A 13,796-nucleotide genomic window follows, 5' to 3' on the forward strand; every position below is an offset into this window, starting at 1 on the left:
CTTATATAAAAATGGATATTCAAACCACTAAGCTTAAATTACTTAAGACCATTTTGGAAAATGAAAATTCAGAATTCATCCAAAAAGTTGCCGATTTTGTCCAAAAGGAGAAGCCGGATTTTTGGGAGGAATTAAACGAAAAGGAACAGGTAGAAATTAAGCAGGGAATTGAAGAGTTAGAAAAAGGAAAAAGAGTTTCCTATGAATCTTTCCTAAAGAAAATTTCCTGATGAAAGTTTATCTTTCTGAGCTTGCTGAATCAAAGTTATTAGGTTTATCTGAATACTTAATAGAGAAATAGAATAGGCGAACCAGGGATAAATTCTTCGTAAAATTAACTAACAAAATAAATCAAATTTCATCCCAACCTTATAGTTGCCCAAAGTCAGAAAAGTTTAATGGACTATACAAATGCGTAGTCACAAATCAAACTACTCTTTATTATCGAATTCAATCAGATGAGATTGAAATCATAACTGTTTTTGACACCAGACAGGATCCAGGGAAATTAAAAAAGGATTTATAAGGACAAGAGAACTCTCTTCCTTGCTAGAAAATGTTATCCGGCGTATCGAGAACAAATGACAGATGTAACTTTAAAGCACTTCTCGATACATCCCGATACATCGGAACACTCGAAGTGACTACAGCACATTTTTAAGAAAAGATCGCCGCGCTCATTTAGTCAGTTACGACGTCGAATCTATTCTTCTAAAAAATATAATTCAGCTGAAGACCTCCATAGTAATTTCTAGGATTTCCGGGGTAATAATAACGTGGCGCAGCGCCTCCAAATCCAACGGCATTGGTTACTATACTTGCGGCATAATTTTCATCTAAGGCATTGTTTACTCCGCCGTATAAATTCAAGTTTATATCCTGAAATACATTAAAAGTATAACCTGCTTTAAAATTCAACAAACTGTATTGATCGGTATAACCCGAGTTAGCATCATCAAGCGGAATTTCCCCCACATTTCTAAAGTTTCCGAAGAATTCAATACCTGACTCGCTTTGGATATCTAAGCCCAGGTTTACCGTGTATTTAGGAACTCCTGGAAGCTCATTTCCGGAAAAATCTTCATCATTATTTACAAACTCATCAAATTCAAAAAAGTTTAAGGCGCCGTTTACATAAGGTTTAATTGAAATACCGGGTCCTACTAAAAAACGGTAGTTGGTAAGAAACTCAATGCCGTTATGATTGGTTTTCCCGGCGTTGATTCCCACATATTGATCTTCTGCCACACGTTGCGCAACCAATAAATTCTCTATTTGAATTGAATACACCGAAATTTCGGTATATAATTTATTCTGCAACCAGTTTCCTTTAAATCCTGCTTCATAATTAACACCGGTTTCCGGCTCAAGATTGGTGTTTATTTGCCCTTCAGGGGTTAAAGTTTCAGCAACCGTGGGTGTTGAAAATCCGTGGCTTATGGAAGCAAAAATATTCTTTCCGGCACCAATTTCATAACTCGTTCCAATTCGAGGCGAAAACACCGTATCAAAACTATAATCTCCGGTCTGGTCTACTTCGTCTTGAGTATAAAGATCGGTTAAACTGTAATTTGTGGTGTTTATATTAAAGCCTGCCTCCAGGTTCCATTTTTCGGTAAAATCAAGATTAACCTGAGCAAAGAAATTAGCATAATTCCTATCCTGCTCATTATTGCTTAACCGCTCACCCAAGACACTTCCTTCACCCGGAAAATCTTCATATAGATTCTGAAAAGTTCCGGTTTCATACCATTCGTTATAGTATTCGGCTCCAAAACTAATTTCAGAAGGCAATTCGAAGATCTGAGTGTTTAAGTTAAACTTTGTACGAACTCCGGCAGAAACTCGTTCTTCCTTTAAAATATCAAAAGGTCTCGGCTCGTAAGCATCTCTAAAACTTAAAAAGATACTCGTGACGTTGCTGAAATTCTCAAAAAGAGAATGCGTGTAAGAACCACCTAACATACCTTTATCATAAGATTCATAACTCTGGGCTTGCCCCCAGGTAAATGCTGCCTTTTCAGGATTATTTCTAAGGTCCTCTTCATTTAAAGAACTTGGAATAAAGGCTTTTAATCGCGTGAAGTTGGCTAAATAAGACAAACTACCATTTTCGCTGGTTTTAAGACTCCCGTTTACCAAAGCCGATTTTCTGTCATAATTTCCGTTGTCACGGTAACCATCGCTAGTTAGGTTTGTAAAGGTGGCAAAAAGCGAAGAATTCTTAGTGGTATTAGAAGCTTGATAAATCTGTTTTTTAGTATTAAAACTTCCGAACTGAGTTTTTGCAGATAGTCGGGCTTCTTCCCTTTCGGGTTGTTTAGAATATAAATTGATAGAACCGCCTAAACCGGCTCCGTAGACACTGGAAGTGGGACCTTTTATTACTTCAATTCTATCCAGGCTTTCCTGATCAAAATCGTCTAAAGTTAATTCCCCTTCGGCGGTAGTTAATGGAATTCCGTCAAAATAAGCCTGAATTCTATTGGTGCTGTATTGTGAACGCGCACCGATACCGCGAATATTGATCTTATTGGTGTTTAAAGCGCCCTGGTTTACATACATCCCCGGAACATTATTAAAAGTTTCCAGCACATTCGTAGCATCGGTTCTTTTAAAATCGGTTTCTGTAACCAGGTTTACCGAAGCCGGCACTTTTCTAAGTGTCTTGGGAATTACGGTACTGCGCACCACTACTTCTGAAAGATTTTCTGAAGTTGGACTTAAATAAATCTCCTGGAGTGACTCAGAAGCACGCAGATTAACTTCCAAAGTTTCGTAACCTAATGCCGAAATTTGAAAGCTACCCGGCAAGTCTTCGGCCTCTAAACTAAAAATGCCATTTTCATTTGAAACCGCAACTATGTCTGAAGCCCCGGAGATGCTTGCACCTGCAACTTCTTCAGTAGAATTTACTTTTAATATTTTAAATTGATTTTCCTGTGAAAACAGGTTTCCTGCAAGGAATAAGCACAAAAGTGCCAGTATTTTTTTTTCCAATATTTTATAATTTTATTCGGCTGAAACTTTCCAAATTATATTCGCATCGTCATCATTTACCAGTAATGCTCCATCTGGCGTTACGCTTACCCCTACCGGTCTACCATGTACTTTACTTTCGGCTTCATCGGCAATAAAATCGGTAAGAAAATCTTCGGGTTGTCCCGGTTTTCCGTTTTCATCAAAAGGCACAAAAAGAATTTTATACCCAGAAAAGTTCGCTCTATTCCAGGAACCGTGCTGCCCTACAAAAGCGCCATTTTTATACTTTTCGGGAAATTTATTTTTAGTGTAAAATGCCAGTCCTAAAGAAGCGGTATGCGGGCCCACCGGCACATCTGGCACAATAGCTTTTTCTACCAATTCTGTATGCGGATCTTCGGCCCAACGAGGATCCTGAATTTGACCATAATAAGAATATGGCCAGCCATACCAACCGCCTTCCTGTACGCTGGTAATATAATCTGGCACTAAATTATTTCCAATTTTATCACGTTCGTTTACGGCTGTCCATAACTCGCCCGTGATGGGATTCCAGTCCATTCCCACTGGATTTCTTAACCCGGCAGCGTATAATTTCTCTCCGCTTCCATCAGGATTAATTTCCAGGATTGCAGCTCGTCTTTCTTCTTTCTCCATTCCATATTCTCCAACATTACTGGCAGAACCTACAGAAACATAAATTTTACTTCCATCTTTATTTGCGAGTAAATTACGGGTCCAGTGATTATTATATCCACCGGCAGGTAAACTAAGAATTTTCTCTCCTTCAGCTTCTATTTTTGTACCACCTTCCTTATACGGATATCGGTAAAGTCCGTCAGTATTGGCAACATAAAAATAATTATCTAACACTAACATTCCGTAAGGTTGATTTAAATCTTCCATAAATACCTCTTGATAATCTGGCGTACCGTCTCCATCCTTATCCCGAATTAAAGTAATTCTATCTGCACTATTTTTTGTATTAGATTCTACCACAAAAATATCATCGTTAGGCGCAATATAAGTGCGTCGCGGATGCTGTAAATTTTCTGCGAACTTGGTCACCTTAAAACCGGCAGGAGCATTCGGCTTCTTATCTCCCCAGCCAATAACCTCACTTTCTTTAGTAACAGATTCAGAGGAAAAAGGCGGCACCAGTTTAAGTTTACCAATCTCAGTCTCTACAATGTCTGCAGGACGTTTAGAGAGTTCATCTTTTTTTTCTTCGCTTAAATTTGTATTTACTTGAGCTTCCGCTTCAACAGCCAGTGTTAAACAAAAACCGAGACTCAGAATAGTGGTTAGCTTTTTCATAATCTATATTTTAGCCTAAAATTACTTTTAAATATTTCGGCTAAAAAGTTTTTAAAGCGGATTAGGTTTACTTTAACAAGCGCTATTTAAGTCAGGTTGTTTGGTGGCTAGGCGGGTTTTGGTTAAGTTTATACTTTCAATTGCTTAGGATACTATGAAAAAATATCTCGTACTGAGTTTGGGGCTACTTTCGCTGATTTCCTGCGATTTAGAGAAATATCAACTGGTCACCGAATATGATTTGGAGACCCGTTTTGAGAAAAGTGGTGGTAAAGAAACCGGCACTTATGAAGAAGTTATAGACTTTTATACCCAATTAGCCGAAAGTTCCAGTAAAGTAAGCCTGGAAGAATTTGGAAAAACCGATAGTGGCAAACCTCTTCATCTTGCCATTTACAGTCCTTCAGAAGAATTTAATTTTGAAGATTTAAGACAGAAAAATAGTATTATTCTCATCAATAATGGTATTCATCCCGGGGAAAGTGATGGCATAGATGCCACCATGATGCTTTTTAGAGACCTGGCCGGCGATTCTATTACAGCGCCAAAAAATACAGTTTTAGCCACCATTCCTGTTTATAACGTTGGTGGTGCTTTAAACCGAAATTCCACCAGCCGAACTAATCAAAACGGTCCAGCCGAATACGGGTTTAGAGGAAATGCGAGGAACTATGATCTTAATCGGGATTTTATAAAAGCAGATACGCGAAACACCAGAAGCTTTTACGAAATTTTTCATCATGTGAAACCAGATATATTTATAGATAATCATGTAAGTAATGGCGCTGATTATCAATATACGCTCACCCATCTGTTTACCCAGCACAATAAATTGGGCGGCGAGCTCGGTAATTATTTAGATGAGCAAATTATGCCGGCGCTGGAAGATTCGCTCGCTAAAAAAGATTGGGACATCACGCCTTATGTGAATGTTTTTAATGAAGTGCCCGAAGAGGGGTTTTCCCAATTTAACGACTTGCCCAGGTATTCTACCGGGTACACCACGCTATGGAACACCATAGGAATGATGGTTGAAACCCATATGCTAAAACCTTACCCGAAGCGTGTAAAAGGCACCTATGAGTTGATGCGCAGTATGATTGGTATTGCTGAAAAAGACAGGGAACGAATGAAAGATATTCGCAACAGGGCTTCAAGAAAATACCTGACAGATCGCTGGTACCCTATTAATTACAAACCCGATATGGAAAACCCAAGTCAGCGAAATTTTAAAGGTTACGAAGGTGAAATGATTGCCAGTGAGGTTACCGGGGGCGAACGCTTAAAATATGATAGCAGCAAACCATTTAATAAAGAAATAGACTACTATAATAATTTTGTAGCCGAAGATACTATTGAAATTCCACGTGCGTACATTGTACCCCAGGGCTGGTGGCAGGTCACAAATCTTTTAAAGCTAAACAAGATAAAATTAGAACCCTTAGCCCGCGATACAACATTATATGTTGAAACTTACAGAATAGAAGATTTTAATACCGGCGAGCAGGCTTACGAAGGTCATTACAAGCACAGCGAAACCAGGGTTTCCAAAACAATGGATTCAGTTGAGTTTAGAAAAGGAGATTTTGTAGTAAAAACTTTTCAGGAAGGTGCGCGCTATTTAATTGAAACTTTAGAACCTGAAGCACCAGATTCTTTCTTCAACTGGAATTTCTTTGACACTGTTCTTCAGCAGAAAGAAGGCTTTTCCCCTTATGTTTTCGAAGATATCGCTAAAAAAATGCTTGATGAAAATCCCGAGCTAAAAGAGCGCTTTGAAGAAAAGAAAAATAGTGATACTGAATTTTCTAATAACTGGTATGCTCAATTAGACTGGCTGCACAAGCAATCTAAACATTACGAAGCGGCACATTTACGCTACCCTATCTTTAGAATGCCCCGCTAAATATTTTTCTGAAAAAAGAAGTTTAATATTCGCATAAGATTTTTGAAGCGCCTTCTGGCTTTTCTTTAAATCTTTCCATTTGGCTTTTTCAATACCCTCTTTGGTTTCCGGGCGCAATTCACCTTCATAGGAAGTACGCATCTCGTACCAATGAGTTACCTTAAGTCGGTAACGCCCTTTTCGTTTAAAAATATGATAAGTTTTTTGTAAGAATTTAGTCACTTTTAAACCTTCAACCCCTGTTTCTTCTTCTACTTCTCTTATTGCAGAAGCTTCAATAGTTTCGTTCTTTTCGGTTTTACCTTTGGGAAGATCCCAGCGCTTTTTTCGGTAAATAAAAAGAATTTCATCTTTATCATTTAAAACCATTCCGCCCGCTGCAGTTACTACCCGCAACTTCTTAAAAAGATGTTTCAGCAGCTTTTCTTCTTTTTCGTGATAAAGATTCACATAGAGCAGTTCACCTTTACTAATTTTTTTAATTATTCGCTTAATTCTAACTTTTTTAATAGGTAGCGATACATAATTTTCACCTAAATCTTTCTTAGTAGAGAGAATTAAGGGAACATCATTTACAAAAACTTTATACATTTGCAGTATGATTTTAAATAAAGAAACAGCCAGAACAACCGCTGAACTGCTATTGCAAATTAAAGCAATAAAATTAGATGCACAAGAACCTTTTACCTGGGCCAGTGGTTGGAAATCGCCAATCTATTGCGATAACCGAATAGTTCTCTCCTATCCTCCAATTAGGAACCATATACGAGAACAGTTTGCAAGACAAGTTGAAGAACTTTATGGAAAACCCGATGTTATTGCAGCGGTAGCCACCGGTGCCATTGGAATTGGGATGCTGGTAGCCGAAATTTTGAGCCTTCCGTTTATCTATGTGAGACCGGAAGCCAAGAGCCACGGACGAAAAAATCAAATAGAAGGAAATTTATCTGAAGGGCAAACCGTAGTGGTAATTGAAGATTTAATTAGCACCGGAAATAGCAGCCTAAATGCGGTAAAAGCATTAAAGGAAGCCAAAGCCAATGTAAAAGGAATGCTGGCCATCTTTACGTATGGGTTTAAAACTGCCGATGAAAATTTTGCAAAAGCAGGAATAGAACTTCACACCCTTAGCGATTACGATTTCCTTTTGGAAACCGCCCAAAAAACAAATTATATAAATGCTACTGAAGCCGGAATACTTAGAGAATGGCGTCAGGATCCAGCAAACTGGAAAAAATAAAGCAGCCTCATGCTGCGCTAAAATTAATAACAGACAGGCAAAAAATTATTAGCCTGTGAGAAATTCCCGGGTCAGGGATATATTTATAAAAAAGATGCATATAGAAAGCCAAAAAGTAACTGCTGATAAAAGTCAGCAGGAAATGTTCGATTTTTTAACGAATGCAGAAAATTACGAACAATTAATGCCCGAGAGCAAAGAGAAGTTTGAAGTTAGAGACGAAAAAACCTTTGTTTTTGGCCTTAAAGGAATGCCGGTTATAAAATTACAAATTCGGGAAACCATAGAACCAGAACTGGTTGTTTTAGGTTCTACTTCAGATAAACTTGACTTTACGCTAAAAGCCCATATTTCAGCTTTAAATGAAAATCAAAGTGAAGTACAAATGGAATTCAATGGTGAATTTAACGCGATGATGGCGATGATGGTAAAAAAACCACTAAGCAAATTTATAAATACGCTAGCCGAAAATATTGGTAAGTTATAAGAAAGAATAGCTTATAAAATTACTCCTTAAACCTGAACTTGTTTCAGGTTTTTTTATTGATTATTTGCGCCAGGCTGCTAATTGGCTTAATCACGGTTTTTAATACATCAATTTGATCTCTTTTAGATCGAAAGTTTTAAAGATTGAATCTTCGATCTCTATATTCAATCTTCCAGAGGTAGTAACTCCACGTATAATCCCGGTAAGAAAGGTGGCATCTGGCAGCTGAAAAGTAGAAACCTGATCTTTTCTAAACAGATTTTTTGCATATTCTTCTAAAATTGAAGTTTCAGCTTCTGCCATAATTTCGGTTAGCTTTTCTTCAAATTCATCGGTAATTCTTTTAAGCAATTCATCCAGGTTAAAATCCCTGCCGGTAGCCAGTTTAAGCGAAGACGCCTGGGGAAGCCCCGGAAAATTAGTTTGATTTACATTAAGCCCCACTCCGATGACCGAAGCGGCAATTTCATTGTTTTTTAGAATATTTTCGATAAGAATTCCGCTTATTTTATAGCGTGCTGACATTATGTCGTTAGGCCATTTTACTTTTAAACCGGGAACATTAAATTTCTTCAGGATTTTAATGATTGCCAGGGAAACCGTGGCGCTCATCAAAAACTGATGGTTCACATTCACCCTTATTTTAGGATATAGTACGCTAAAAGTTAGGTTTTCACCTGCTTTAGATTCCCAGCCTGCCCCTCTTTGGCCCCGACCTTTTGTTTGCTCACGAGCTACTACACACACCGGTTCAAATGAAGTATTTCCGCGATAGAGTTCCCGGGCAAACTCGTTAGTAGAATTGGTGGCATTAACTTTGATTATACGCATAATAGTAGTTAGAAATAAAACAGGCGTTAAATGTTATGTAAACAACGCCTATTAACAGCTAAAAAGTAATAACTTTGCGAAAATAATTAATTTTAATGGCAAAAAAAGCACCGAACAACGATCAACTTATTGCACATATAATTAAAGGAATTGAAGAAGTAAAAGGTAACGATATTGATATTCTTGACCTTAGGCAAATAGAAAACACCGTTTGTGATTATTTTATTATTTGCAACGGTACTTCCAATACACAGGTAAACGCCATAGTGAATTCCATCCAAAAAACTGTAAGTAAAGCCCTTAAAGACAAACCCTGGCACGTAGAAGGTGGAGAAAACGCCGAATGGGTGCTTTTAGATTATGTAAACGTGGTTGTACACGTTTTCCAAAAGCATATCAGAGAGTTTTACGATATTGAAAGTCTTTGGGGTGATGCCAAAATCACCTCCATAGAAACCAATTATTAATTATCTAATTTAGAATTACCAAGAATGGCGAAACAGCAACCCAAAAAAAACGCAGATCCCAAGAAGCCTAAGTTTAGTGCTTATTGGATCTATGCCGCTATAATTATCTTCTTTTTAGGACTTAACTTTTTTAGCGGAGGCGGTTTTAGCGAACCAGCTAAAACCAATCCGGCAGAATTCCTTAATTTTCTTAGGGATGGCGACGTAAAAAAAGTTGAAATTGTAAACCGCAAACAAGCGAAAGTTTACCTTACCGATGAAGCCGCTCAAAAAGAGATTCATAAAAATGCCAACGATCCAGAATTATTCAATACTGGAGGTGAAACTCCTGCCTATAGTTTTGAGTTTGGTGACTTGCAGAACCTTGAAGACGACATTAAGGAGATCAAGAATGAAAATAATCTTGACACCACCGTTGTTTACGATACACAAAGCAATGTTTGGGGTGAAGTATTCTGGGCATTATTACCTTTTATCCTAATTATTGGAGTTTGGATTTTTATAATGAAAAAAATGAGCTCTGGTGCCGGTGGCGGTGCAGGAGGTCAGATTTTCAACATAGGAAAATCTAAAGCCAAATTATTTGACCAGAATACTGATGTTAAGACTTCTTTTAAAGATGTTGCCGGATTAGAAGGCGCAAAGGAAGAGGTACAGGAGATAGTAGATTTCCTTAAACATCCAGATAAATATACTTCCCTTGGTGGTAAAATTCCAAAAGGAGCTCTTCTTGTAGGACCTCCCGGAACCGGAAAAACCTTATTGGCTAAAGCTGTAGCAGGAGAAGCTAAAGTACCTTTCTTCTCACTTTCAGGATCAGATTTCGTAGAGATGTTCGTGGGAGTTGGTGCATCAAGGGTACGTGACCTATTTAAACAAGCTAAAGAGAAATCACCTTCAATAATTTTTATTGATGAGATTGATGCTATTGGACGTGCCCGTGGGAAAAGCAATTTTTCAGGTTCAAACGATGAACGTGAAAACACTTTAAACCAGTTATTAACCGAAATGGATGGTTTTGGCACTAATACTAATGTAATTGTAGTAGCCGCAACTAACCGTGCCGATGTACTGGATAAAGCATTGATGCGTGCCGGAAGATTTGACCGACAAATCTATGTTGACCTGCCAGATCTTAACGAAAGAAAAGAAATTTTTGAAGTTCACCTTAAACCTCTTAAAAAAGTAGCAGATGAACTTGATACTGAATTTTTAGCAAAACAAACTCCTGGATTCTCTGGAGCTGACATTGCGAATGTTTGTAACGAAGCTGCCCTAATCGCCGCCCGTAAAGGGAATAAAGCTGTTGGGAAACAAGATTTCCTTGACGCGGTAGACCGTATTGTAGGTGGCCTTGAGAAAAAGAATAAGATCATTACACCAGACGAAAAGAAAGCAATTGCTTATCACGAAGCCGGTCACGCGACTGTAAGCTGGATGTTAGAGCACGCTGCGCCGCTGGTAAAGGTAACAATTGTTCCTCGTGGGCAATCACTGGGAGCTGCCTGGTATTTGCCAGAAGAACGTCTTATTGTACGACCAGAACAAATGCTTGACGAAATGTGTGCTGCCCTTGGTGGTCGTGCCGCAGAGAAGGTGGTATTTAATAAAATCTCAACCGGGGCATTAAGCGATCTTGAGAAGGTTACTAAACAGGCAAAAGCCATGGTGACTATCTACGGATTGAATGATAAAATTGGGAATCTTACCTATTACGATTCTTCAGGCCAGGGTGAATATAATTTCACCAAACCTTATAGTGAAAGTACTTCAGAACTTATTGATAAAGAAATTTCCAATTTAATTGAAAATCAATATCAAAGAGCTTTAGACTTACTTAACGAGCATAAGGATAAATTAGGCCAATTAGCTGATATTCTTCTGGACAAAGAGGTGATCTTCAAGGATGACCTTGAACGCATCTTCGGAAAAAGACCTTATGATAAAGAAAAGGACAAAACCGAAGTTCTTGGAAAGAAAGAAACTCCTAAAGTAGAAGAAAAAGCTTCTGAAACCGAAAAGCAGAATCCTGCACCGGGAGATGATAGCGACAAGAATACATTAACTGAAAACAATTCAGTTAATAAATAGTTCACAACCATAGTTTAAAAAATCTTAATTTACCTAAGTGTTAAATTAAGATTTTTTACCTTTGGTTAAAATGACGTTGAGAACCACACCCAATACTCTATGAGTCTATTTAGAAGATTTCTTAACCCTAAATCTAAATCAGACAAGAAGCAGGAATCTCCTGGAAAAGCTGAGCGGGGTAAATATATGCCTGAGGTAAAACTACCCACTGATGAGCGCTTTATGCTCAATTTTAAAAATAATGGTGGTAAATTTCTTTATTGTGAAGACGACAAGGAACTTCAGGAAGCTTTTGATAACATCTTACTGGAAAACGATTGGTATGAAAAAGAATGTTTCTGTTTAGATACTAATCTTCAGGATAAATTTAAAGGTTTTAATCTAAACTTCACAAGATCTGGATCGGCTCCATTCTTTCTATCCACTTGTGAATATTTGGTAGCAAATGATGGTTCTATTCTAATATCATCTAACCAGATTAAAGAATGCAAACTCAATGATTTACCGGATAATTTCGTCATTATTTCTTCAACCAGCCAATTAATAGATACCATTGGCGAAGGCCTTCGCGGCATTAAATTCAGGAACAAACAGCGAATTCCTTCTAATATTACTACCATCAAAAATTTTGAAACTCAAAAAGAAGGAGATTTTATGAGCTATGGAAGTAGCGCAAAAAACCTATATTTGCTCCTGCTGGAAGATTTATAAAATATGAGGGAAGCCATTATTAGAACTATTTCAGGATTGTTGTATGTATCCATATTGGTTGCTTCCATACTTTCTTCAGAGTTTATTTTTATTAGCTTATTTTACCTACTGGGACTTGTTTGTCTTATAGAAATGCAAAAGTTGCTACACCTAAAAAGTTACGCGCTTTACGGGGTCCAGGCTTTATTATTTTATCTTTTCAGTTATCTTAAATTCAATCAGGACGCTACAATACTCCTGCTTTTCATAACAATTTTCGTCAATTTATTCCTCGTAAAAGATTTACTCGTTGTTAGAAAAATACCTATTTTTGAAAAGAAGAAATATATCATTATTATTTTCTACCTCATCTCTTCGGTCATTTTTCTTACCCTAATCCCCACAATAGAAGGCGTTTTTATTCCGAAGCTGGTAGTAGGTATCTTTATCCTGATTTGGACTAACGATACATTTGCTTATATTGTAGGGAAGAATTTTGGAAGCAAAAAGCTCTTTGAAAGAATTTCTCCCAACAAAACTATAGAAGGTTTTCTGGGTGGAGTGGTTTTTAGTGGAATAGCCAGTTTTTTTATTTTTTACTACACCCAATTTCTCACTTTTCCCATCTGGCTTGGGTTAGCTATAATACTTAGTATTTTTGGAACCCTGGGTGATCTTATTCAGTCAAAATTTAAACGTCAGGCCGGTGTAAAAGACAGCGGTACATTAATGCCGGGTCACGGTGGATTGTTTGATAGATTGGATAGTATTATTTTTTCGAGTCCATTTGTCTATGCTTATCTATATATTCTAGATTATGTTTCATAAAGAAGGTTACAAAATAATGGCGATAGCGGCTGTGCTGCTTATCGCAATAAATGCAGTATCATATTCGTTTATAAATACCTACTGGATAAAATTTGCCATCCTGGTAGTGACCATCATATTATTTTTGCTCATTGTACAGTTCTTTAGAAATCCTAAAAGGAAAACTGTTTTAAATGATGCTAATGTGGTAGCGCCGGTTGACGGAAAAGTTGTAGCCATTGAAGAGGTTGAAGAAAAAGAATATTTTAAAGATAAACGTATTCAAATCTCTATTTTCATGTCTCCAATAAATGTGCACGTAACAAGGCATCCTATTGGCGGAAAGGTAAAATACAGTAAATACCATCCCGGTAAATTTCTGGTGGCCTGGCATCCAAAATCCAGTGAGGAAAACGAAAGAACTACCGTTGTGGTAGAAAACAAAGTAGCCGGTGAAGTTTTATACCGTCAAATTGCAGGAGCAATGGCAAAAAGAATTGTAAACTATGCTGAAGTTGACGACGAAGTTATTCAGGGTAGTGATAGCGGATTTATAAAATTCGGATCTCGGGTAGATGTTTTTCTACCTTTAAATACGCCGGTTTTGGTGAAGTTAGATCAAAAAGTAAAAGGTGGGCTAAGTGTTATAGCCAATATTGAAGAATAGTACGTTATGCCTGATACAACAGAGGAAAAATTCTTAAGAGCTTATGACATGGCCAGCAAAACAGATCAAAAATTTGCGCCAGATGTTATGCTTCATTTCTACGCTTACTACAAGAAAGCCACGCAGGTAAACGGTTTTTATGCTCCGCCAACTAACGAAGGAGATATTAGAAACGCCTTTAAAATAAATGCTTTATTACAGGTAAAGAACCTTAGCAAGCAGGAAGCTCGCGAAAAATATGTAGAACTTGTAGAAGAACATATTGGCGAAGTAACCTAATAATTACCTCGCCAAAATCTCTCCCTCTTAAT

14 protein-coding genes and 1 pseudogene are annotated in these 13,796 nt (G+C 37.5%); 11 read left to right on the plus strand and 4 right to left on the minus strand.

The features are described from left to right. The first annotated feature begins 11 nt into the window (after positions 1–11). Entirely contained in the window at positions 12–230 is a 219-nt protein-coding gene (locus B5440_RS10920) for a hypothetical protein (RefSeq protein WP_070053655.1), read from the plus strand. Positions 231–325: 95 nt separating this feature from the next. Next, a pseudogene (locus tag B5440_RS15900) lies at positions 326–526 on the plus strand (type II toxin-antitoxin system RelE/ParE family toxin); the annotation flags it as partial. A gap of 185 nt (positions 527–711) precedes the next feature. On the opposite strand, the gene B5440_RS10930 reads toward B5440_RS15900, so the two are convergent. After that, complete coding sequence (locus tag B5440_RS10930; protein ID WP_232756002.1) at positions 712–3,000, minus strand: TonB-dependent receptor; 2,289 nt, start codon at positions 2,998–3,000, stop codon at positions 712–714. Positions 3,001–3,012: 12 nt separating this feature from the next. After that, positions 3,013–4,299 carry a PQQ-dependent sugar dehydrogenase gene (locus B5440_RS10935; protein WP_070053656.1) on the minus strand — a complete coding sequence of 429 codons (1,287 nt, stop codon included), beginning with the start codon at positions 4,297–4,299 and terminating at the stop codon, positions 3,013–3,015. Positions 4,300–4,453: 154 nt separating this feature from the next. Here B5440_RS10935 and B5440_RS10940 point away from each other — a divergent pair, with 154 nt between their 5' ends. Then, a complete protein-coding gene (locus B5440_RS10940; RefSeq protein WP_070053657.1) occupies positions 4,454–6,205 on the plus strand; it encodes a M14 family metallopeptidase in 1,752 nt (583 codons plus the stop codon). Here the strand turns inward: B5440_RS10940 and B5440_RS10945 are convergent. Further along, positions 6,173–6,796 carry an NUDIX hydrolase gene (locus B5440_RS10945; protein WP_070053658.1) on the minus strand — a complete coding sequence of 208 codons (624 nt, stop codon included), beginning with the start codon at positions 6,794–6,796 and terminating at the stop codon, positions 6,173–6,175. The two genes, B5440_RS10940 and B5440_RS10945, sit on opposite strands and share 33 nt — an antisense overlap. 7 nt (positions 6,797–6,803) lie before the next feature. Here B5440_RS10945 and pyrE point away from each other — a divergent pair, with 7 nt between their 5' ends. Both pyrE and B5440_RS10955 read left to right on the plus strand, forming a co-directional pair. Beyond that, on the plus strand, positions 6,804–7,445 hold the full coding sequence (gene pyrE, locus B5440_RS10950) for an orotate phosphoribosyltransferase (RefSeq protein WP_070053659.1): 642 nt from the start codon (positions 6,804–6,806) through the stop codon (positions 7,443–7,445). Between the two features lie 94 nt (positions 7,446–7,539). Then, positions 7,540–7,932 (plus strand): SRPBCC family protein, encoded by a 393-nt coding sequence (locus B5440_RS10955; protein ID WP_070053660.1) that lies wholly within the window; start codon positions 7,540–7,542, stop codon positions 7,930–7,932. A gap of 99 nt (positions 7,933–8,031) precedes the next feature. Here the strand turns inward: B5440_RS10955 and B5440_RS10960 are convergent, their stop codons facing one another. After that, a complete protein-coding gene (locus tag B5440_RS10960; protein ID WP_070053661.1) occupies positions 8,032–8,763 on the minus strand; it encodes a biotin--[acetyl-CoA-carboxylase] ligase in 732 nt (243 codons plus the stop codon). A 95-nt stretch (positions 8,764–8,858) separates the two neighbouring features. On the opposite strand from B5440_RS10960, the gene rsfS reads away from it, so the two are divergent. The 6 genes from rsfS to B5440_RS10990 all read left to right on the plus strand — a co-directional run bounded on the left by rsfS (position 8,859) and on the right by B5440_RS10990 (position 13,764). After that, positions 8,859–9,230, plus strand: a complete 372-nt coding sequence (gene rsfS, locus B5440_RS10965) for a ribosome silencing factor (protein WP_057480220.1) — start codon at positions 8,859–8,861, stop codon at positions 9,228–9,230. Positions 9,231–9,254: 24 nt separating this feature from the next. Beyond that, entirely contained in the window at positions 9,255–11,321 is a 2,067-nt protein-coding gene (gene ftsH, locus B5440_RS10970) for an ATP-dependent zinc metalloprotease FtsH (protein ID WP_070053662.1), read from the plus strand. A gap of 99 nt (positions 11,322–11,420) precedes the next feature. Further along, positions 11,421–12,032 carry an LUD domain-containing protein gene (locus B5440_RS10975; protein ID WP_070053663.1) on the plus strand — a complete coding sequence of 204 codons (612 nt, stop codon included), beginning with the start codon at positions 11,421–11,423 and terminating at the stop codon, positions 12,030–12,032. Between the two features lie 3 nt (positions 12,033–12,035). Beyond that, positions 12,036–12,839: a phosphatidate cytidylyltransferase gene (locus B5440_RS10980; RefSeq protein ID WP_070053664.1), complete on the plus strand. Its 804-nt coding sequence runs from the start codon at positions 12,036–12,038 to the stop codon at positions 12,837–12,839. Then, positions 12,829–13,485 (plus strand): phosphatidylserine decarboxylase family protein, encoded by a 657-nt coding sequence (locus B5440_RS10985; protein WP_070053665.1) that lies wholly within the window; start codon positions 12,829–12,831, stop codon positions 13,483–13,485. The genes B5440_RS10980 and B5440_RS10985 overlap by 11 nt, the downstream gene beginning before the upstream one ends. A gap of 6 nt (positions 13,486–13,491) precedes the next feature. Continuing rightward, the gene (locus tag B5440_RS10990) at positions 13,492–13,764 is read left to right on the plus strand and encodes an acyl-CoA-binding protein (RefSeq protein ID WP_070053666.1); all 273 of its coding nucleotides are present in this window, start codon (positions 13,492–13,494) and stop codon (positions 13,762–13,764) included. The last annotated feature ends 32 nt before the right edge of the window (positions 13,765–13,796 follow it).

Origin of the sequence: Salegentibacter salarius, assembly GCF_900168265.1 — a bacterium.
GTDB lineage: Bacteria > Bacteroidota > Bacteroidia > Flavobacteriales > Flavobacteriaceae > Salegentibacter > Salegentibacter salarius.